Source organism: Acidovorax sp. FG48 (assembly GCF_057809085.1).
This window is the reverse complement of record NZ_JBMDJH010000001.1, coordinates 430747-450518: the sequence shown is the minus strand read 5'-3', so window position 1 is coordinate 450518 and position 19772 is coordinate 430747. Positions and strand designations below refer to the sequence as shown.

Annotated in this window: 21 protein-coding genes; 9 read left to right on the top strand and 12 right to left on the bottom strand. The window is 66.9% G+C overall.

Annotation, left to right across the window (positions count from 1 at the left end; translation table 11 throughout):
- Nucleotides 1–20: 20 nt before the first annotated feature.
- The 7 genes from ACODSU_RS02075 to mnmG all read right to left on the bottom strand — a co-directional run bounded on the left by ACODSU_RS02075 (nucleotide 21) and on the right by mnmG (nucleotide 5430).
- A complete protein-coding gene (locus tag ACODSU_RS02075; protein WP_116748482.1) occupies nucleotides 21–317 on the bottom strand; it encodes a cupin domain-containing protein in 297 nt (98 codons plus the stop codon).
- A 25-nt stretch (nucleotides 318–342) separates the two neighbouring features.
- Nucleotides 343–612 (bottom strand): hypothetical protein, encoded by a 270-nt coding sequence (locus tag ACODSU_RS02070; protein WP_110960595.1) that lies wholly within the window; start codon nucleotides 610–612, stop codon nucleotides 343–345.
- Nucleotides 609–1151 (bottom strand): RBBP9/YdeN family alpha/beta hydrolase, encoded by a 543-nt coding sequence (locus ACODSU_RS02065; protein ID WP_343734109.1) that lies wholly within the window; start codon nucleotides 1149–1151, stop codon nucleotides 609–611. Before ACODSU_RS02065 ends, ACODSU_RS02070 begins: the two co-directional genes overlap by 4 nt.
- Nucleotides 1152–1185: 34 nt before the next feature.
- Nucleotides 1186–1998, bottom strand: coding sequence for a ParA family protein (locus ACODSU_RS02060; protein WP_488839681.1), 813 nt, complete (start codon nucleotides 1996–1998; stop codon nucleotides 1186–1188).
- A gap of 36 nt (nucleotides 1999–2034) precedes the next feature.
- Nucleotides 2035–2649, bottom strand: a complete 615-nt coding sequence (locus ACODSU_RS02055) for a LysE family transporter (RefSeq protein ID WP_291471770.1) — start codon at nucleotides 2647–2649, stop codon at nucleotides 2035–2037.
- Nucleotides 2650–2767: 118 nt separating this feature from the next.
- Nucleotides 2768–3448: a 16S rRNA (guanine(527)-N(7))-methyltransferase RsmG gene (gene rsmG, locus ACODSU_RS02050; RefSeq protein ID WP_488839679.1), complete on the bottom strand. Its 681-nt coding sequence runs from the start codon at nucleotides 3446–3448 to the stop codon at nucleotides 2768–2770.
- The gene (gene mnmG / locus ACODSU_RS02045; RefSeq protein WP_488839677.1) at nucleotides 3445–5430 is read right to left on the bottom strand and encodes a tRNA uridine-5-carboxymethylaminomethyl(34) synthesis enzyme MnmG; all 1986 of its coding nucleotides are present in this window, start codon (nucleotides 5428–5430) and stop codon (nucleotides 3445–3447) included. The genes rsmG and mnmG overlap by 4 nt, the downstream gene beginning before the upstream one ends.
- A gap of 327 nt (nucleotides 5431–5757) precedes the next feature.
- Here mnmG and ACODSU_RS02040 point away from each other — a divergent pair, with 327 nt between their 5' ends.
- From ACODSU_RS02040 to gstA, 6 genes are all read left to right on the top strand, one after another.
- The gene (locus tag ACODSU_RS02040; protein ID WP_488839675.1) at nucleotides 5758–6354 is read left to right on the top strand and encodes an NADPH-dependent FMN reductase; all 597 of its coding nucleotides are present in this window, start codon (nucleotides 5758–5760) and stop codon (nucleotides 6352–6354) included.
- Between the two features lie 12 nt (nucleotides 6355–6366).
- A complete protein-coding gene (locus ACODSU_RS02035) occupies nucleotides 6367–6633 on the top strand; it encodes a YkgJ family cysteine cluster protein (RefSeq protein ID WP_015011915.1) in 267 nt (88 codons plus the stop codon).
- 175 nt (nucleotides 6634–6808) lie between these two features.
- Nucleotides 6809–7684 (top strand): RNA polymerase sigma-70 factor, encoded by an 876-nt coding sequence (locus tag ACODSU_RS02030; RefSeq protein ID WP_116748474.1) that lies wholly within the window; start codon nucleotides 6809–6811, stop codon nucleotides 7682–7684.
- Nucleotides 7685–7913: 229 nt separating this feature from the next.
- Nucleotides 7914–8369, top strand: a complete 456-nt coding sequence (locus tag ACODSU_RS02025; RefSeq protein WP_488839672.1) for a carboxymuconolactone decarboxylase family protein — start codon at nucleotides 7914–7916, stop codon at nucleotides 8367–8369.
- Between the two features lie 247 nt (nucleotides 8370–8616).
- The gene (locus ACODSU_RS02020; protein WP_488839670.1) at nucleotides 8617–9390 is read left to right on the top strand and encodes a class II aldolase/adducin family protein; all 774 of its coding nucleotides are present in this window, start codon (nucleotides 8617–8619) and stop codon (nucleotides 9388–9390) included.
- Between the two features lie 116 nt (nucleotides 9391–9506).
- On the top strand, nucleotides 9507–10115 hold the full coding sequence (gene gstA, locus ACODSU_RS02015) for a glutathione transferase GstA (RefSeq protein WP_488839668.1): 609 nt from the start codon (nucleotides 9507–9509) through the stop codon (nucleotides 10113–10115).
- 8 nt (nucleotides 10116–10123) lie between these two features.
- On the opposite strand, the gene ACODSU_RS02010 is transcribed toward gstA, so the two are convergent.
- Nucleotides 10124–11350, bottom strand: a complete 1227-nt coding sequence (locus ACODSU_RS02010) for a YbfB/YjiJ family MFS transporter (protein WP_488839666.1) — start codon at nucleotides 11348–11350, stop codon at nucleotides 10124–10126.
- 442 nt (nucleotides 11351–11792) lie between these two features.
- Between ACODSU_RS02010 and ACODSU_RS02005 the strand changes: the two genes are divergently transcribed.
- A complete protein-coding gene (locus tag ACODSU_RS02005) occupies nucleotides 11793–12896 on the top strand; it encodes an alkene reductase (protein WP_110960607.1) in 1104 nt (367 codons plus the stop codon).
- Nucleotides 12897–12920: 24 nt separating this feature from the next.
- On the opposite strand, the gene ACODSU_RS02000 is transcribed toward ACODSU_RS02005, so the two are convergent.
- The 3 genes from ACODSU_RS02000 to ACODSU_RS01990 all read right to left on the bottom strand — a co-directional run bounded on the left by ACODSU_RS02000 (nucleotide 12921) and on the right by ACODSU_RS01990 (nucleotide 17791).
- Nucleotides 12921–13508, bottom strand: a complete 588-nt coding sequence (locus ACODSU_RS02000) for a hemerythrin domain-containing protein (protein WP_488803999.1) — start codon at nucleotides 13506–13508, stop codon at nucleotides 12921–12923.
- Between the two features lie 154 nt (nucleotides 13509–13662).
- Complete coding sequence (locus tag ACODSU_RS01995) at nucleotides 13663–15330, bottom strand: methyl-accepting chemotaxis protein (RefSeq protein WP_110960609.1); 1668 nt, start codon at nucleotides 15328–15330, stop codon at nucleotides 13663–13665.
- 118 nt (nucleotides 15331–15448) lie between these two features.
- Nucleotides 15449–17791, bottom strand: a complete 2343-nt coding sequence (locus ACODSU_RS01990; RefSeq protein ID WP_488839664.1) for a heavy metal translocating P-type ATPase — start codon at nucleotides 17789–17791, stop codon at nucleotides 15449–15451.
- A gap of 167 nt (nucleotides 17792–17958) precedes the next feature.
- Here ACODSU_RS01990 and ACODSU_RS01985 point away from each other — a divergent pair, with 167 nt between their 5' ends.
- Together ACODSU_RS01985 and cueR are read left to right on the top strand one after the other, a co-directional pair.
- Nucleotides 17959–18165, top strand: coding sequence for a heavy-metal-associated domain-containing protein (locus ACODSU_RS01985; protein ID WP_056742486.1), 207 nt, complete (start codon nucleotides 17959–17961; stop codon nucleotides 18163–18165).
- Between the two features lie 57 nt (nucleotides 18166–18222).
- Nucleotides 18223–18741: a Cu(I)-responsive transcriptional regulator gene (cueR, locus tag ACODSU_RS01980; protein ID WP_291443518.1), complete on the top strand. Its 519-nt coding sequence runs from the start codon at nucleotides 18223–18225 to the stop codon at nucleotides 18739–18741.
- A 65-nt stretch (nucleotides 18742–18806) separates the two neighbouring features.
- Here the strand turns inward: cueR and ACODSU_RS01975 are convergent, their stop codons facing one another.
- Complete coding sequence (locus ACODSU_RS01975) at nucleotides 18807–19688, bottom strand: TetR/AcrR family transcriptional regulator (protein ID WP_488839661.1); 882 nt, start codon at nucleotides 19686–19688, stop codon at nucleotides 18807–18809.
- Nucleotides 19689–19772 lie beyond the last annotated feature (84 nt).

Below are 19772 nucleotides of genomic sequence, written 5' to 3'. Positions count from 1 at the left end.
AAAAAGGAAAGGGGGAAGAATCAGCGGTCGATGATGACCAGCGTGCCGCGGCTGCCGGGCGCCACGGCGTGGGGCACGCCTGCGGGCACGATGAACACCTCGCCCGCGTTCACCTCGGTGACCTGCCCTTGCAGGTCCAGGCGCATGCAGCCGTCCAGCACCAGCAGGGCTTCGTCAAAGTCGTGCGACTCGTCGGGGTAGGCCGCGTCATCCATGCGCAGCACCTTGAGGTTGGCACCCGCAGCGCGGCCCACCACCGTGGAGTTCCAGGCGCGGGGCAGTTGGTCGGCAAGGGCAGACAGGCTGATCTTGGTCATGGGTCGTTGGCCAGGGTTCAAAACGTCACAGTGCGGAGCGGCTCGCCACGCGGCGCCGCTTGCGACTGCGCCACAGGCGCAACCACACACCGAAGGCCACCGCGAGCAGCACGAGGGCCAGCATGAACTGCCCCAGCGCGCCCACCACCACCGCGCTGCTGGGCAGCAGCCAGGCAAGCACCACCTGCAAGGCGTCGCCAAGCCAGTAGAAGTCAGCCGTGACCCGCCGAGGTGGAGGGACAGCGCCGTCCGCCATCACCGGCGGGCGCTTGCGCCAAAAAACCCAGCGGCTCATGCCGGAGTGGCGAGCTGCATCAGCCAGCCCCGCCCCTCTTCCCAGTCGCCCAGCCCGGATTCGGCATTGATGTGCCCGCGCTCGCCATAGTCCACAAACCGCGCACCCCAGGCCTGCGCCAGCCCCTCGGCACGCTCGAAGCTGCAGTACGGGTCGTTGCGGCTGCCCACCAGCACGGCCGGGAACGGCAGCGGCTGGCGCGCAATGGGCGCCCAGCCGTGGATCTGCGCGGCCAGGTCCGGCCGCTCCACATCGCCCGGCGCCACCAGCAGCGCGCCGCGCACCTTGGCCGCATGGCGGGTGTGTGCCGCCCACCAGGCCGTCAGGATGCAGCCCAGGCTGTGCGCCGCCAATACCACCGGGCCGTCGGCATCGGCCACGGTCTCTTCCAGGCGCGCAGACCAGTCGCCGCGCAGCGGGCGCATCCAGTCGTGCTGCTCCACGCGCTGGTAGCCGTGCGCGGCCTCCCAGCGGCTTTGCCAGTGGTCGGGGCCAGAGTTCTGCCAGCCGGGCAGCAGCAGGATGTTGGAGGCTTTCATTACTATCAATTTAATAGCTAGCAGCGCATATCATTCAAGCGCCTGCGGCCATTTTGGCCATGGAGGCTGCGGCTGGGGGCATGGTTTTCACACGCGCAACCATCTCCTCGGCAAACTCGACAAACGCCTGGCTGCCCTTGGCGGCCGGGTCGAACACCACACCGGGCAGCCCGTAGCTGGGCGCCTCGGCCAGGCGCACATTGCGCGGAATCACGCTGTTGAACACCTTGTCGCCAAAGTGGCCCTTGAGCTGGTCGCTCACCTGCTGCTGCAGCGTGATGCGCGGGTCGAACATCACGCGCAGCAGGCCGATGATCTGCAGGTCGGCGTTGAGGTTGGCGTGCACCTGCTTGATGGTGTTGACCAGGTCCGTGAGCCCTTCGAGCGCAAAGTATTCGCACTGCATGGGCACGATCACGCCGTGGGCGCTGCACAGGCCATTGAGGGTGAGCATGGAGAGCGACGGCGGGCAGTCGATGAGCACGAAGTCGAAGTCGGCATCCGCCTCGGCCAGCGCGGCCTTGAGGCGCTTTTCGCGGTGCTCCAGCGTCACCAGCTCCACCTCGGCGCCCGCCAGTTCGCGGTTGGCGCCCACCACCCAGTAGCCACACTTCTCCGACAGCACGGCCGCCTCTTTCACCGAGGCAGATTCGAGCAGCACGTCGTACACCGTGAGGTCGAGGCTGCGCTTGTCCACGCCCGAGCCCATGGTGGCGTTGCCCTGCGGGTCCAGGTCCACCATCAGCACGCGTTGGCCAATCTTGGCCAGCCCGGCGGCGAGGTTGACGGTGGTGGTGGTCTTGCCAACGCCACCCTTCTGATTGGCAACGCAAAAGATCTTGGCCATGGGGAGTGTGCGGTCCGTGTGGTGGTTGTCGTTGTTTTACTTGGAGATGGCCAGCTTGATGCCAAAGCCGATCAGGAAGATGCCGGCCACTTTTTCCAGCGCGCGACCGATGCGGGGATTGGCGCGCATGCGCTCGGCCAGAAAGTGCGTGAGCAGTACAGCGACCAGGCCATAGAGAAAGGTCAGCGCCGCCACCGTGGCCGCCATCACGCCAAAGGTCAGCATGCCCTGGTGGCGGGCCGGATCGACGAACAGCGGGAAAAACGCCATGTAAAACACGATGGCTTTGGGATTGAGCAGGGTGATGAGCCCCGCCTGCTTGAAGTAGTGACGGGGCTGGATGTTCAGAATCGGCTGCGCGCCCGGCTTGGCCGTGACCATCTTGAAACCCAACCAGGCCAGATAGGCCGCGCCCAGCCACTGCACCGCATTGAACGCTGCGGGGTAGGTGGCCAGCAACGCGGCCACACCGGCTACCGCAGCCCACATCAGCACCTGATCGCCCGCGATCACACCCATGGTGGCCGCCAGTCCACCGCGAATACCGCCCTTGCTGGTGGAGGTGATGAGCGCCAGATTGCCGGGGCCTGGAATGAGCAGGAACAACACAATGGCGGCGACAAAGGCGCCGTAGTCTGCGATGCCGAACATGATCTCTCCCGGTGTGCTGGATGGGTGCGCAGAATGCATGCACCCGAAGTGAGGAGCCGAGTTTACGCGACCACCCTGCCATGACCGTGAAAAAGCCAGCGACTGGCAGCCAAAGCGCTCAGGCGGGCTTCATCCAGATGATGCAGCGCTCTGCATCCAGGCCCGGCACGGCCAGCTGTTCCACGTGAAACACCGACACATCTGCAGGCAACGCTGCGATTTCGTCATCCGGGTGTTTGCCCTTCATGGCCAGCCACGCACCATGGGGCGCAGCCAGCGCGCTGCGCGACCAAGTGACGAAGTCGGGCAACGAGGCAAATGCGCGGCAGCTGATGATGTCGAAAGGGGATGTCAGGGTCTCGACCCGCGCATGCACCCCATGCAGGTTGCGCAGCTTGAGCGCCACCGCCACCTGCTGGATGAACGCGGCCTTCTTGCCCACTGTGTCCACGCAGCTCACATCCACATCCGGGCAGCAGATGGCGAACACCACGCCGGGCAGGCCACCGCCCGATCCGACATCCAGCAGCTTCACCGCTGCCACCGCACCACCCTGCTGCAGGCCTGCCACATGCCTGCGCAGCGGCGCCACGGCGGCCAGGCTGTCCAGCAGGTGGTGCGTCATCATCTCCTGCGGGTCGCGCACAGCCGTCAGGTTATAGACCTTGTTCCACTTCTGCAGCAGCGCCAGAAAATCCATCAACAGCCCGACCTGCGCATCGCTCAAGCCCAGCGCCAGGGCGTCGGCCCCGGCTTGCAGTTGCTGGCGCAGGCTGTCGTTGCTCACGGACATCGTCATGCTGCCACTTCGCCTTCTGCCTTGGTGGCCGTTGCCGGCGCCACGGCAAACTCCTTGAACCCGCCCTTCTTCAGATGCACCATCAGCAGCGAGATCGATGCGGGCGTGATGCCCGTGATGCGCGAGGCGTGGCCCAGCGTTTCCGGACGGTGGCGATTCAGAACCTGTCGGGCCTCGATGCTCAGGGCCGTGACCTGCATGTAGTCCAGGTCGGGCGGCAAGCGCAGCTTCTCGAAATGCGCGGCACGCTCGACCTCGCCCTTCTGGCGGTCGATGTAGCCTGCGTACTTGGCGGCAATCTCCACTTGCTCCAGCACAGGGTCGCTCAGGTCACCCAGGGTTTCACGTGAAACATCGGCCGATACGTACTTGCCGCCATCCATGGACATCAGGTTGGCGTAGCCCACATCGGGGCGGCGCAGCAGCTCGAACAGGTTGTACTCGTGCTCGATGCTCTTGCCCAGCACCCGCTCAGATTCGGCGGCAGGCAGATTGCGCGGGTTCACCCAGGTGGCCTTCAAGCGCTCTGTTTCACGTGAAACCGCATCGCGCTTGCGGCTGAAGGCATCCCAGCGCGCATCGTCCACCAGGCCCATCTGGCGCCCCACTTCCGTCAGGCGCATGTCCGCATTGTCCTCGCGCAGCTGCAGGCGAAACTCGGCCCGGCTGGTGAACATGCGGTAGGGCTCGGTCACGCCCTTGGTAATCAGGTCGTCCACCAGCACGCCCAGGTAAGCCTCGTCGCGGCCGGGCAGCCAGGGCGCATCGCCCCGGCACTGCAACGCGGCGTTGATGCCGGCAAACAGGCCCTGGGCCGCCGCCTCTTCGTACCCGGTGGTGCCATTGATCTGCCCGGCGAAGAACAGGCCCTGGATCTGGCGGGTTTCAAAGCTGCTCTTGAGCGAGCGGGGGTCGAAGTAGTCGTATTCGATGGCGTAGCCGGGGCGCAGGATGTGCGCGTTCTCCAGCCCCGGCATGCTGCGCACCAGGTCGTACTGGATGTCGAACGGCAGGCTGGTGCTGATGCCGTTGGGGTAGAACTCGTGCGTGGTCAGGCCCTCGGGCTCCAGGAAGATCTGGTGGCTGTCCTTGTCCGCAAAGCGGTTGATCTTGTCTTCCACGCTCGGGCAGTATCGCGGGCCCACGCCCTCAATCTTGCCGGTGAACATGGGGCTGCGGTCGAAGCCGCTGCGGATGATCTCGTGCGTGCGCTCGTTGGTGTGGGTGATCCAGCAGGGCACCTGCTGGGGGTGCATCTGCGCATTGCCCATGAAGCTGAACACGGGCACGGCGTGCTCGTTCACGCCGCCGGGCATGCCGTCACCGGGTTGCTCGGTGCACTTGGAAAAGTCGATGCTCCGCCCATCGATGCGCGGCGGCGTGCCGGTCTTCAGGCGCCCTTGGGGCAGCTTCAGCTCCTTCAGGCGCGCCGACAGCGACACGGCAGGCGGGTCCCCTGCCCGGCCCGCAGCGTAGTTGTTCAGGCCCACGTGGATCTTGCCGTCCAGGAAGGTGCCCGCCGTCAGCACCACGGTGCGCGATCGGAAGCGGATGCCCACCTGCGTGACAGCACCCACCACCCGGTCGCCCTCCACCATCAGGTCGTCCACCGCCTGCTGGAAAAGCCACAAGTTCGGCTGGTTCTCCAGCATGCGGCGGATGGCGGCCTTGTACAGAATGCGGTCGGCCTGCGCCCGCGTGGCGCGCACGGCCGGGCCCTTGGAGCTGTTGAGGATGCGGAACTGGATGCCGCCCTCGTCCGTGGCCAGCGCCATGGCGCCGCCCAGCGCGTCAACCTCTTTCACCAGGTGGCCCTTGCCGATACCGCCAATGCTGGGGTTGCAGCTCATCTGGCCCAGCGTCTCGATGTTGTGGGTCAGCAGCAGGGTTTTGCTGCCCATGCGCGCAGCGGCCAGCGCGGCTTCGGTGCCTGCATGGCCACCGCCGACAACGATCACATCAAATTCCTGGGGGTACAACATGGGGGTGCTCCGGGGCCACGGTGGGCCCGACATTCAAAACCGTCTGCCGTCCTGCGACGGCCCCACAAGAGCGGGTCGCACGGCGGCGGGCTGCGCCACCACCGGCCCATCAAGGCGGCAAGGGTGCAAGGGGAAACCCGCGATTTTCCCACCTTTGCATGCTTTTTGTGCAAAGCCCTGGGCACAGCGGCTGCACCAACCGTCCGCAGTGCGGATGGCTCCCGCTGCCTGGGGCAGATGTTCCACGTGAAACAAGCACCAGCCCCCACACACCGGGGTCAGCAGCTTGCAGTATTCCTGCCCCGGCTTTGTGCTCCAATGGTTCGCATGACCACCCAACTTCTCATCTTCGCGGGCAGCACCCGCCAACAGTCCTTCAACCGCAAACTGGCCCACGCCACTGCCGCCATCGCGCGCGATGCGGGGGCCAGCGTCACGCTGATGGAGCTGTCGGACTTCAACATCCCGCTGTACAACGCCGACCTCGAAGCCCAGGGCACGCCTGCCGATGTGATCCGCCTCAAGGAAATCCTCTGGCAACACCCGGCCTGGATCATCTGCTCGCCCGAGTACAACGGCAGCTACACCGCCCTGCTCAAGAACACCATCGACTGGGCCTCCAGCCCCGTCAAGGGCAATCCTGACTGGCAAGACGGCGGCAAGAGCTTTCGCGGCAAGGTCGTGGGCATGCTGAGCGCCTCGCCCGGCGCCCTGGGGGGCCTGCGTTCGCAAAGCCACTTGGCCCCCCTGCTGATCAATGCCGAATGCTGGCTGGCGCCCAAGGCGTTTGCCCTGGGCTCGGCCGGCAGCGCGTTTGACGACAGCGGCAACCTCATCCAGCCGGCCCACCGCGACCGCGTGCGTGCCGTGGTGGACCAGGTGCTGTGGGGCGCCAGCCGCCTGCAGCCCGCTGTCGGCCAATAAGGCGACCCGCCCGTGGACTGCCGCCCCGGCTGCGGTGCCTGCTGCACTGCCCCCTCCATCAGCTCGCCCATCCCCGGCATGCCGCTGGGCAAGCCGGCGGGGGTGCGATGCATTCAGCTGGGGGACGATGCGCGCTGCCGCATCTTTGGCCAGCCCGAGCGCCCGGCGGTGTGCGCGGGGCTGATGCCCTCTGCCGAGATGTGTGGCAGCAACCAGGCGCAGGCCCTGCACTACCTGTCGCAGCTGGAATCGCTCACTCAACCGGCCCCGCGCTCATAGCCGGTCTTGCGGGGCCCCGAGAAGCAATGCAGGTGTTTCAAGCCCCAAAGTGACCTCAAGCGCTAGTGCCACATGCGCCAGCAGCTATCAAAATAGTAGTTGCAAGCGAGGCTGTCACAAACCGCCGGTATGCGCCGTCTGTGCTTCACTGAAGCACCCCAACGCCGCCATTGCCATGACCACCACCGACCCCTTCACCACCCTGCGCCCTCGCCTCTTTGGCATTGCCTACCGCATGCTGGGCGTGCGGGCCGATGCCGAGGATGTGCTGCAGGACGCCTGGCTGCGCTGGAGCCGCACCGATGCCAGCACCCTGCAGTCGGCCGAGGCCTGGCTGGTGACCATCGTCACGCGGCTGTCCATCGACCGGCTGCGTGCGCTCAAGGCCGAGCGCGAAGCCTATGTGGGCTGGTGGCTGCCCGAGCCGCTGGTGGAGCTGGACGCGCACACGCCCGAGTCGGCCGCCGAGCTGGCGGGCGAGCTGTCGGTGGCCTTTCTGTACGTGCTGGAGCGGCTGGGGCCCGAGGAACGCGCGGCCTTTTTGCTGCGCCAGGTGTTCGACTACGACTACCCCGAGATCGCCGCCCAGCTGGGCAAGACCGAGGCCAGTTGCCGCCAGATGGTGCACCGCGCCAGCGAGCGTGTGCAGCAGGCGCGCACCCGCTTCGAGGTGCCGCAGGCCGTGCACCACCAGTTGCTGCAGCGCTTCATGAAAGCCGCCCAGAGTGGTGACCGCCACGCCATCGAGGCGCTGCTGAGCGAAGACGCCCAGCTCATCGGCGATGGCGGCGGTGTGGTGCCCTCGTTCCCCAAGCCGCTGGTGGGGCCGTTTCGCATCACCAACCTGTACTGGGCGCTGTTCCGGCGCCTGGGCGCACAGGTGGTCTACCGCATGGCGCTCATCAACGGCGAGCCGGGCCTGCTGCGCTATGTGGACGGGCGCATCGAGTCGGCCCAGGCGTTTGTGACCGATGGCGAGCGCATCGTGGCCATCTACGCGGTGCGCAACCCGGACAAGCTGGCGGGCATCCCCGCCACGCTGCCGCTGTAAAGACACGGGGACAGCGCTACTCGCGCGAACCGCTGCGCAGGCAGCCCCGGCAAGCGCGCCAGGGCAGAAAAAAAGCAGGCCTCCTGTCACAACCCGGCACGGCGCAGCGTCTTGATGGGTATGGAAGATGGCAATGCAGCCACATGGCGACATCGCCACAAGGCCCCGCACCAGCGCCGTCTTTCACCACCGTCATCAACAACCCTTTGCCATCACCCAGGAGATTTCCATGTCGCAACACAGCGCCCGCCTGCCCTACCACCAACTGTCGTCCAAGGCCTTCATGGGCCTGGTCAACGTCTCTGAAACCGTCAAGAAAGGCCCGCTGGGCACCCGACTGGCCGAGCTGGTGTTCCTGCGCGTTTCGCAGATCAACGGCTGCGCCTACTGCATGGACATGCACTGGAGCGCGCTCGTCAAGGACGGCGCCGACCCGCGCCATCTCAACGCCGTGGCCGGCTGGCGCGAGGCCCCGTTCTTCAGCGAACGCGAACGCGCCGCCTTCCGCTGGGCCGAGATCATCACCGCGACACCTCATAGCGACGCGAGCGATGACGAATACGCCAAGCTGAAGGCCCTGTTCTCCGACGCCGAGATTTCCGACCTGGGCTTTGCCATCGCCATCATCAACGCTTGGAACCTGCTGAACGCGGGCATGCGCGCCCCGATCCCGCAGGCCGGCTGAGCGCTGGCAGATGTGGGGTACGGACCGGTGGAAGGTACATCGGCCCGTGGAGCCTGCCAAAGGCAATAGACACCTAAAACCGGGTCAAACTGGCTGGTAGCGCTAGTGAATATTGCCTTTAGTGCTATCAATAGTGAAGCATAAAACACCCCACACATGGCCACGGGTGTAGCCTGCCTGACAGACCCGGCCACTGCCTCGCCCTACAGTGGTGTCTTCCCACCCACAACACCGGAGACACCCACCCATGCTCAACATCCCCTCGCTGCAGGGCAGCGTCAGCCCTGACGAATGGCAGCTGCGCTGCGATCTGGCCGCCTGCTACCGCCTGGTGGCGCTCTACGGCTGGAGCGACCTGGTCTTCACCCACATCAGCGCCAAGCTGCCCGAGTCGGTGTCGGGCGCGGGTGAGCACCATTTCCTCATCAACCCCTACGGCCTCATGTTCGACGAGATCACGGCGTCGAGCCTGATCAAGGTGGACATGCAGTGCAACAAGCTGCACGAATCGCCCTTCCCCGTGAACCCGGCTGGCTTCGTGATCCACAGCGCCGTGCATGAAGCCCGGCCCGAGGCGGGCTGCGTGCTGCACACCCACACCCGCGCTGGCGTGGCCGTGAGCGCGCAAAAGGGCGGCGTGCTGCCCATCAGCCAGCAAAGCACCTTTGTACTGGGCTCGCTGGCGTACCACGAGTACGAAGGCGTGGCCTTCCGCGACGAAGAAAAGCCGCGCCTGCAGGCCGACCTGGGCAACGCCAATTTCCTCATGCTGCGCAACCACGGGCTGCTGACGGTGGGCAAGACCATTGCCGACGCCTTCCTGTCGATGTACACCTTCGAGAACACCTGCCGCATCCAGATCGATGCCCAAGCGGGCGGCGAGCTGACGCAGGTGAACCCGCAGATCGTGAGCGGCGTGGCCCAGGCCATGCGCGTGCAGACCGGCGGCCTGGGCGGCGCCTTTGCCTGGCCCGCGCTGCTGCGCAAGGTGCAGCGCGACCTGCCCGGATACAACAGCTGACGCAACCCATCCCCGCTGCACCACGCAGCGGGCGCCGAGGTTGCGCACTGGCGCCTGCAAGAATCTGGCACAGCGCATAGGATCGGCGGTTCCCGACTGTTTTCAAGGACCGATCCATGAAGCTTTACTACTCCCCCGGCGCCTGCTCCCTGTCTCCCCACATCGCCCTGCAAGAGGCCGGCCTGGTCTACACCCCCGTGCTGGCCAGCACCAAGAGCCACAAGCTGCAGGACGGCACCGACTACTACACCATCAATGCGCTGGGCTATGTGCCCGTGCTGGAGCTGGACAACGGCGAGCGCCTGCGCGAAGGCCCGGCCATCGTGCAGTACATCGCCGACCAGGTGCCCGACAAGCAACTGGCACCCGCCAACGGCACCCTGGCGCGCTACCGCCTGCAAGAGTGGCTGACCTTCATCGGCACCGAGCTGCACAAGGGCTTCAGCCCCCTGTTCAACCCCGCCACCCCCGAGGAGTACAAGCCCATGGTGCGCGAGCGCCTGCTGCAGCGCCTGCAGTGGGTGGATGGCCAGCTCGCTGGCAAGCAGTACCTGATGGGCGACCAGTTCACCGTGGCCGACGGCTACCTGTTCACCGTGACCAACTGGACCCAGCCCACCAAGCTCGACATCTCCGGCCTGGCCAACCTGGCGGCCTACCGCGAACGCGTGGGCGCCCGCCCCGCAGTGCAGGCGGCCATGAAGGCTGAAGGGCTGCTGAAGTAAGGCTGAGGCTACAAGGGGCGCTGCCGCCACGCCACCAGCGCCCCCACCCACAGCGCGCAGGCCGAGAACACCAGCCCGCGCGCCAGGCCCCCAGGCCCATCGGCGATCCAGCCCACTACCGTGGGCCCCACGATCTGCCCGGCCGCAAACACGATGGTGAACGCGCTGATACCGCTGGCCCACAGCGCCTGCGGCAGGTTGTGCCGCACCAGCGCCGTGGTCGATGCCACCACCGACAAAAACACCCCGCCAAACAGTAGCCCCGACGCCAGCACCACCGGCCACGCGCCCGTGATGGCGGGCAGGATGGTGGCCACGCCCAGCAGCGCATTCAGGCGCGCCAGCGCCTCACCGCCCCGGCTGCGGTCCAGCAGCCCGGCCCAGATGCGCGACGACAACACCACGGCCAGCCCCAGCAGGGCGTAGAACAGCGTCACCTCGCCCGCACCCCGGCCCTGCTCGCGCAGCAGCGCCACCACAAAGGTCATGTAGCCGATGTAGCCCACGCCAAACAGGCCGTAACCCAGCAGCGCAGGGGTCAACGCCCGCCAGCGCACGTGGTCGGGCGCTGCAGCCGCCGGTGGGGTCCCGGATACAGCAGCCACAGGTGCAGCCAGCCCGCTCAACACGCGCGCCGGCCACAGCAGCGCCAGCGTGGCCGCCACGCAGGCCAACGCCAGCGCCCACCAGGCCCAGGTCCAGCCATGCGGCACAGGCGCCACGCCCAGCACCGCAGGCACCAGCAGCGCCGACAGGCTGATGCCCCAACCCGTGCCGCCGTAGTACAGGCCCAGCAGCAATCCGCTGCGCCCCGGCACCTGCGCACCCAGCCGCGCCGCGAGCAAGCCCCCGGCAATGAACACCAGCGCACTGGCCCCGCCGGCCAGCAGGCGCTGCGCCAGCAAGGGCGTTGGCTGCGTGAAAAACCCGCTCAGGCCCATGAACACCGTGGCCATCACGGCGCCCACCAACAGCACCGCCCCAGGGGCCGCGCGCCGCAACAGCCAGGGCGTGGCCAGAGCGCCCAGCAAGTAGCCCAGCGCATTCGCCGTGTTCATGCCCCCTGCCAGCGTGTACGACCAGCCCAGGTCTTCTCGCATGGGCGGCAGCAGCAAGGCATAGGCAAACCGCGTGATGCCCAGCGAAATGGCGGCCCCCATCGACAGGGCCACGGCGAGCCACAGGCTACGCAACGGAGAGATGGAAAGGGATGCGAGTGGCGGTGGCGAGGGCATGGCGGTCCATTCTCATGCAACCGCATCCGCGCCGCTTGCGCCGCCAGGACAGCACGGGGTTAACACAAAACCGGAGCCCTTGTTGACGCCAGTGTGCTGCACGTTTTGCGCTGCAGCATTAAGCTTCAAGAGCCTGTTGGCGATCTCGCAGGGGATCGCGTTGGAGCGCAATCGGGATGAGTGGATGCTTCGGATGCGCCGCATGGGCTCATGCCCATGCAAGCAGCCGGAGCGTTCAATCGCCCGATTTCGCTCCAACCCTTCGGGCAGTGGCCTTTGCGGGCGGTCTGCAGCGTTGCGGCGCTTGTGGATAGCCGGGCTATCCACTGCGCACCGCGCCTTGCATCCCATCCCGCAAAGACCGCTGCGCGACCCCTGGGAGATCGTCAACAGGCTCTTTGCTGCTTTTTTGGCACATCGCCTTTCTCCAGGACTTCTCACCATGACCTCTTTGTTTGAACCCACCCGCGCGGGCGACCTCCAGCTGGCCAACCGCATTGCCATGGCGCCGCTCACGCGCAACCGCTCGCCCGAGGCCATCCCCACCGACCTGGTCGCCACCTACTACGCGCAGCGCGCCAGTGCCGGTCTCATCATTTCCGAAGCCACGGCCATCAGCCCGCAAGCCCAGGGCTATGCCGATGTGCCGGGCCTCTATGGCACCGAGCAGCTGGACGGCTGGAAGAAGGTGACCCGCGCCGTGCACGACGCCGGCGGCAAGATCGTGGTGCAGCTGTGGCACGTGGGCCGTGTCTCGCACACCGACCTGCAGCCGGGCAACGCTGCACCCGTCGCACCCTCGGCCGTGCAGGCCAACACCAAGACCGTGCTCATCAAAGACGGCGTGCCCACCTTCACACCCACCTCCATGCCCCGCGCACTCGATGCCGAAGAGATCCCCGGCATCGTGCAGGACTACCGCCACGCCGCACGCAACGCGATTGCATCGGGCTTTGACGGTGTGGAAATCCACGCAGCCAACGGCTACCTGATCGACCAGTTCCTCAAGACCGGCGCCAATCAGCGCACCGACGACTACGGCGGCAGCATTGCCAACCGCGCTCGCCTGCTGCTGGAAGTGACCCGCGCCATCGTCGAGGAAATCGGCGGCGGCCGCACCGGCATCCGCCTGTCGCCCGTCACCCCCGCCAACGACATCGTGGACGCCGATCCGCAGCCGCTGTTCGACCATGTGGTGCGCCAGTTGGCGCCCCTGGGCCTTGCCTACATCCACGTGATCGAAGGCGCCACCGGCGGCCCGCGCGAAGTGGAAGGCCGCCCGTTTGACTACGCCGCCCTCAAGGCCGCCTACCGCGCAGCGGGTGGCAAGGGTGCCTGGATGGTCAATAACGCCTACACGCGCGAACTGGCCGATGCCGCCCTGGCCAACGGTGCCGACATCGTGGCCTTTGGCCGCCCCTTCATCGCCAACCCCGACCTGGTGGCGCGCCTGAAAGCCAACGCCCCGCTCAACGAGGTGAACCGCGCCACGCTGTACGGCGGTGGCGCCGAGGGGTACACGGACTACCCGGCGCTAAGCGCCTGAGTCCCCACCGAGCGGCGCAGCCGCTCAAGAGGGTGAACCGAGCCCGATCGGGCTCGGCGCGCGCATCACGATGCGGGTGAACAGCCGGTCATACGCCGCATCGCGCGGCTTGCCCGGGGCCAGCGGGCTGGTGTTGCTGGCAAAGGCCGCGTCGATGGCGGTCCAGTCGCCCGGCTGCAGGGCCTCCTGCGCGGCGGGCAGCACCACGGTTTCTTCCAGGCGCATGTGCTCCAGGTAAAAGCGGATGTAGCGCTCCAGCGCCAGCGCAAACGCCTCGCGGCGCGCATCGCCCATCAGCTCCCAGCCCAGCAGCAGGTGCTGCAGCTCGCGCACCGCGGCCTCGCCGCCGGCATGGTCTCGCTCCAGCTGGGCGATGGCCTCGGCCGCCTGGGGTGAGCGCTCGGCCACCTTGGGGAACAGCCACTGCGACTCCTTGGGGTGGTGCTGCCGCTCGGGAAACTCATCGATGTAGAACAGCATCGCCCGCATCACGTCAAAGAACGCAGCGGGCTCGTCACCCGGGCCCTGGTCCAGCATCAGGCGCAGCGAGTGCAGCACCGCTGCGAGCGACGCATGCTCCTCGCGAATGGTTCGCAGACTGATCGACGGCATGGCGCACTCCCCAGGTTCAACAAGGCCCCAAGGGTGCCACGCGCTCCCCGGTGCGCCCATGACGCAGGTCAATAAACCGCCGGGCAGCGCCGCCCACAAAAAAGCCCCGCAGACCAGGCCTGCGGGGCTCGTCGAAAGGAAAGGCCTGGCGCGGTCAGTGCGTCAGGCGTGCCTGCGCAGGGCCTGCAGCCAGCGCCTGGGGCGCCTGGTCTGCATAGGGGGCAGCCACTGCGCCGCCGTGGCCATAGCCACCGGCCGATTCGGCCAGACGGAACTGCTGCACCACGTGCGACAGGCGCGCGGCCTGCTCGCGCAGCGACTCGGCAGCGGCGGCGGACTCTTCCACCAGCGCCGCGTTCTGCTGCGTCATGCGGTCGATCTCGCCCACGGAGCTGTTCACCTGGCCAATGCCGGCCGATTGCTCGGACGCTGCGGCCGTGATCTCGCCGATGATGTCGCCCACGCGCTGCACGCTGCTCACGATGTCCTTCATGGCCGTGCCCGCTTCTTCCACGTGGCGCACGCCGCCGTCCACGGCCGTCACGCTGCTCTGGATCAGGCCCTTGATGTCGCTGGCCGCCGCCGCACTGCGCTGCGCCAGGCTGCGCACCTCGCTGGCCACCACCGCAAAGCCCCGGCCCTGCTCGCCTGCGCGGGCCGCTTCCACGGCCGCATTCAGCGCCAGGATGTTGGTCTGGAAGGCAATGGAGTCGATCAGGCCGATGATGTCGCCGATCTTTCGGCTCGATGTCGAAATCTCATGCATGCTGGCCACGGCCTGCTGCACCACACCGCCACCGTGGGTGGCCATCTGCGAGGCCGACGCGGCCAGCTGGTTCGCCATCTGCGACGACGACGCCGTCTGTTGCACCGTGGACGTGAGCTGCGACAGAGAAGACACAGCTTCTTGCGCATTGCTGGCCGTCTGCTCGGTGCGTTGCGACAGGTCCTGGTTGCCCGTGGCGATCTCCTGGCTGGCCGTGGCGATGTTGCCGCTGGCATCCCGCACTTGCGCCACCAGTGCGCTCAGGCCTTGCTGCATGTCGCGCAGCGCGCGCTGCAGGTCGGCCACTTCGTCCTTGCCCTCGGCAGCAATGTGCTGCGACAGGTCGCCGCCCGCAATGGCCTGGGCCATCTTGCGTGCTTCTTCGAGGGGCTTGCAGATGGAGTTCATGTTCATCAGCGTGGTGGGCACCACCACCACCACGGTGATCAGCACCGCCAGCACAAACAGCCACTTGGTCTGGTTGGACACCTCGCTCTGCTGCGCCACCGACTTGGACACCTCGGCGCGCAGCACCGAGTCCAGCTCGGCCATCAGCTTGTCGGCCTCGGCAAACTCGGCCACGGCCTTGCCGCTCATGCGGTTGGCAATGGTGGCGGTGTCGTAGCCGCCCGCCTCCAGCTGGCGCGCCACGTGCGCAAACAGCTCGCGATAGCTGTCCAGGCGCTTGACGATGTTGCGCACCACCGCGTTGTCAGAGTCTTCCCCGCCTTCCAGGAACTTGTTGGCAATCTTCTTGGCCTTGTCCTGGCTCTCCACCCACTTGGCATGGGCAGCCTTCACGGCTTCGGGCTTCTCGTAGCCAATGATCATGTCCTTCTCGTACTGGCGGATGGCCCCCATCTCGCCCCGCAGCTCGGCCATGCTGCTCACCTTGGCGAACGAATGGTCCATGAAGTTCTGGCTCATGTCGTTGATACGGAACATGCCCAGCATGCCCGCGCCACCCAGCAGCCCCAGCAGGCCCAGCACCACGCCAATGGCACCCAGCATGCGCAAACGTATGGTGAACTGCCGCATGAGCGAGAAGAGATTCATGATCTGTCGTCCTTGATATAGCTATGCCGATGCGGTGACCGCACCTCCCCCGAGGCCACGGATTCGCAACAAATCGTTGCAGTTTGCCAGACATCGATGACCGTGCTGTACGTATTTATCACATGCGCCACCGCTTGAGTAAGAGGGCATTCGCCATCACGCTGACCGAGCTGAGCGCCATGGCCGCCCCCGCCACCACCGGGTTCAGGTAACCCAGCGCCGCCAGCGGAATGCCCGCCACGTTGTATGCAAACGCCCAGAACAGGTTCTGGCGGATCTTCATCACCGTGCGGTGCGAAATATCCAGCGCCGCTGCCACCAGCATCGGGTCGCCGCGCATCAGCGTGATGCCCGCTGCGTGCATGGCCACATCAGTCCCGTTACCCATCGCCATACCCACATCGGCCGCAGCCAATGCCGGGGCATCGTTAACGCCGTCGCCCACCATCGCCACAATATGGCCCCCACGCTCCGCCGCTGCGCTGGGTCGCTGCCCCCCGATGGGGCTTTCGCGCCTTGGGGCGGCCCGGCGGCGCTCATGGTGCTTGCCATCGGGCCCTTGTTGCAGCGCCGCCACCTTGGCGGCCTTGTCGCCCGGCAGCACCTCGGCCATCACCTCGCCCGCCGCTGGGTCCAGCCCCAGGCGCCGGGCCATGGCCTCGGCCGCGCCCCGGTTGTCGCCCGACACCATCACCGTGCGGATGCCACGCGCCTTGAGCGCCGCCAGCGCTTCGCGCGCACCCGGCTTGGGTTCGTCGCCAAAGGCCATCAATGCCCGCAGCGCCAACCCTTCCGTGACCCGTTGGGCCACGGCGGACACCGTGGCGCCTTCGCGTTGCAACGCTTCCGCGCGGTCTGACAACGGGCCCAGGCCCACACCCAGCTCCTGCATCCAGCGCAGGCTGCCCACCAGGTAGCTCTGGCCGTCCACCTCGCCCTCGGTGCCGCGCCCGGGCACGGCGCGCACGTCCTGCGCGGTGGCCACGTTAATCTGCCGCTCGCCTGCAGCCGCCACCACTGCGCGCGCCAGCGGGTGTTCGCTGCCGCTTTGCACCGCCGCCACGGCTGCCATCACTGCCGCCTCATGAAGACCCGGTACCACCTCAAACGCCGTGAGCCGGGGCTGGCCCACGGTCAGCGTGCCGGTCTTGTCAAAGGCCACCGTGTCCACCTTGTGCGCCAGCTCCAGCGCCTGCACGTCCTTGATGAGGATGCCGTGTTTGGCCGCCACACCCGTGCCCGCCATGATGGCTGCGGGCGTGGCCAGCCCCAGCGCACAGGGGCAGGCAATCACCATCACGGCCACGGCGTGGATCAGCGCCGCCTCCAGCCCAGCGCCCATGGCCAGCCAGCCCGCCAGGGTCACCAGCGCCACCACCAGCACCACCGGCACAAAAATGGCCGACACCTGGTCCACCAACCGCTGGATGGGCGCCTTGGCCGCCTGGGCGTCTTCCACCAGCCGGATGATCTGGGCCAGCACCGTCTCGGCGCCCACGGCCGTCACCGCCATCACGATGCGGCCATCGCCGTTGATCGAGCCGCCCGTCAGCGCCGCGCCCACATCGCGCGCCACCGGCAGGGGTTCACCGGTCAGCATCGATTCATCCACCTGCGTGTGGCCCTCGTGCACCGTGCCGTCCACCGGGATGCGCTCGCCCGGCCGCACCACCAGCTGGTCGCCCACCAGCACTTCCGACACCGGCACATCCACCTCGCCCTGCTTGGTGAGCAAATGCACCACATCGGGCCGCAGCGCATGCAGCGCACGGATGGCCGCCGTGGTCTGGCGCTTGGCGCGCGCCTCCAGCCACTTGCCCAGCAGCACCAGCGTGACCACCACGGCCGACGCCTCGAAGTACAGATGCGGCACATGCCCCGGGTGGTCCGTGGGCGCCGTGAGCCACAGCCACATCGAGAGGCCCCAACCCGCGCTGGTGCCCAGCGCCACCAGCAAGTCCATGTTGCCGCTCAGCGCCTTGGCCGCATGCCAGCCCGCCTTGTAAAACCGTGCCCCCAGGATGAACTGCACCGGCGTGGCGAGCACAAACTGCACCCAGGACGGCAGCATCCAGTGCTGGCCGAACAGGTCGCCGATCATCGGCAGCACCAGCGGCGCCGACAGCAGCAGGCCAATGCCCACGGGCATAAAGCCGGCCCAGGACGACAAGTCCTCAGGCGCGTCCCCCTGCCCCGCCGCACGCGGCTCGTAGCCCGCATTGCGCACCGCGCGCCGCAGCACCGCCTCCATGGCGGCAGCGTCGGCGCCTACCTGCGTGACAAAGGCAATGCGCGCAGACTCGGTCGCCAGATTGACCGAGGCCTCCTGCACGCCCGGCACCTTGCGCAGCGCGCGCTCCACACGGCCCACGCAGCTTGCACAGGTCATGCCAGAAATGCCCAGGTCCAGCGAGTGCACAGACCCGGGCGCGGTGTTGAGGGGGGTGGTGATGGTGTTCATGGCCGGGATGCTGATCCTTGACGTGATGGCAAGGTCAAGCATTGATATTGATCAACCCTCACATCATGAGTGTCTTGAGCGGTGTTTGACTCTGCCACGATGTCAAGCTTCAACATTCGCTTCGGTCGCATCCACGGCCACATTTCCAAACCCAACAAGGACACCCCATGGCAACCACCACCACAACCTTCCAAGTACAGGGCATGACCTGCGGCCACTGCGAACGCGCCGTCACCCAGGCCGTGCAGCAGGTAGACCCCAACGCCCAGGTGCGCATCGACCGCGCCAGCGGCAAGGTGGACGTGGACAGCACCGCCCCCCGCGAAGCCCTGGCCGCCGCCATTGCCGAAGAAGGCTACACCGTCGCGGCCTGAGAGGCCGAAAGTCTTTTGCCTCTGAGCGCCGCGCCGCCACACAACGAGGGCCACACCATGACCACGCCCCAGTCCGTCAATACCGCGCCGACCGCGCGCACCAAGGCCGCAGCGCCCCGCGCCATCGCCTGGCCCGTGCCCATCGGCGTCGCCGCCCGGCGCGCCGGCATCTCGGCACGCATGGTGCGGCACTACGAATCGCTGGGCCTCATCAGCGGCGTGGCGCGCACCGATAGCGGCTACCGCCAGTACACCGAGGCCGACGTGCACGCCCTGCACTTCATCCGCCGCAGCCGCGACCTGGGCTTCTCGATGGAAGAAATCGCCGAGCTGCTGGGCCTGTGGCACGACCGCAGCCGCGCCAGCAGCCAGGTCAAGCGCATCGCGCAACAGCACATCGACGACCTGAGCGAACGCATCGCCCAGATGCAGGCCATGCAGCGCAGCCTGCAAACGCTGGTGTCCTGCTGCCAGGGCAACGACCGGCCGGACTGCCCCATCCTGGACGATCTGGCCTCCGGGCAGGCAGAGCAACACGCACCCCGGGCCTTGCGCAAAACGCTACCAAATCAATAGCTGTTTGGGTATATTCCACTAGCGCTTGGGGCAGTTTTTGCTTGAAACCTGCGCTGCCAGGCCCTTCAGGCGCCCGCCGACCGCGCAGGGGGTTTGGCTTTGCCAACGGCGGCCTTGCGGCGTGCTGGCAGCGCAGGCACAGTCCCCCCCTCGGCCGTTGACACCGGAGTTTGCCCAGGCCGCCGCAACACCCCATCACACAGCGTCGCAATGCACTGCTGCGCCACCTGCTCGGGCGTGTATTCGCCATCGGGCTGGTACCAGCGGCCGATCCAGCTGAGCGCTCCGGCAATCACAAAAGCCGTCATCTTCGGGTCGCAGGGCTGCAGCGATCCTTCGGCCACGCCCTCGGCCACGAGGCGGCGGAACTCCTGGTCGATGGCGGACTTCAGGCGCCGCAGCTCCTTGCGGCTTTCGGGGGGCAGTTGCTCGTCGCCCACGCGGATCAGGCACATACCGAAGTCCATGGTGACGATGCGCGCATACACCTGCATGCAGGTCATGAGCTGGTCAATGGCCTTGCCACCCGCAGCGCGCGAGGCATCGATCCCCTCCAGCATCATCGTGAGCCCCTTGCTCACGCACTGCAGCAGGATCTCGTCCTTGTTCTTCACGTAGTAGTACAGGGTGGGCTTGGTCACGTTCAGGCGCGCGGCGATGTCGTCGAGCGAGGTCGCGTGAAAGCCCCGCTCATTGAACAACTGGGCCGCCGCCTGCAGCACGGCATTGCGCTTGGCCTCGCGCTGGCGCTCGCGGTGTGACACCGGGGGCCACGGAGACGCCGCAGCGGTCGGGACTGGCGCAGGGGCGGGTGGAGCCGAATCAACTTTCGCGGCTTTTTTGACCGGCTTGGCCAACTTGGTCTGTTTGGCAGCGGGTGCAGAAGACGGCGCTGCAGCGGTGGCGGTGGCGCTGCGGCGGCGGGTTGCCACTTTGGCGTGGGGCATGGATGGCAGTTCCTCGGGAAAGTACGGATGCTGATGAGGGTCGCGGCTTCCAGAATCTACTTGCGAGTAAACAGTTTACGCACA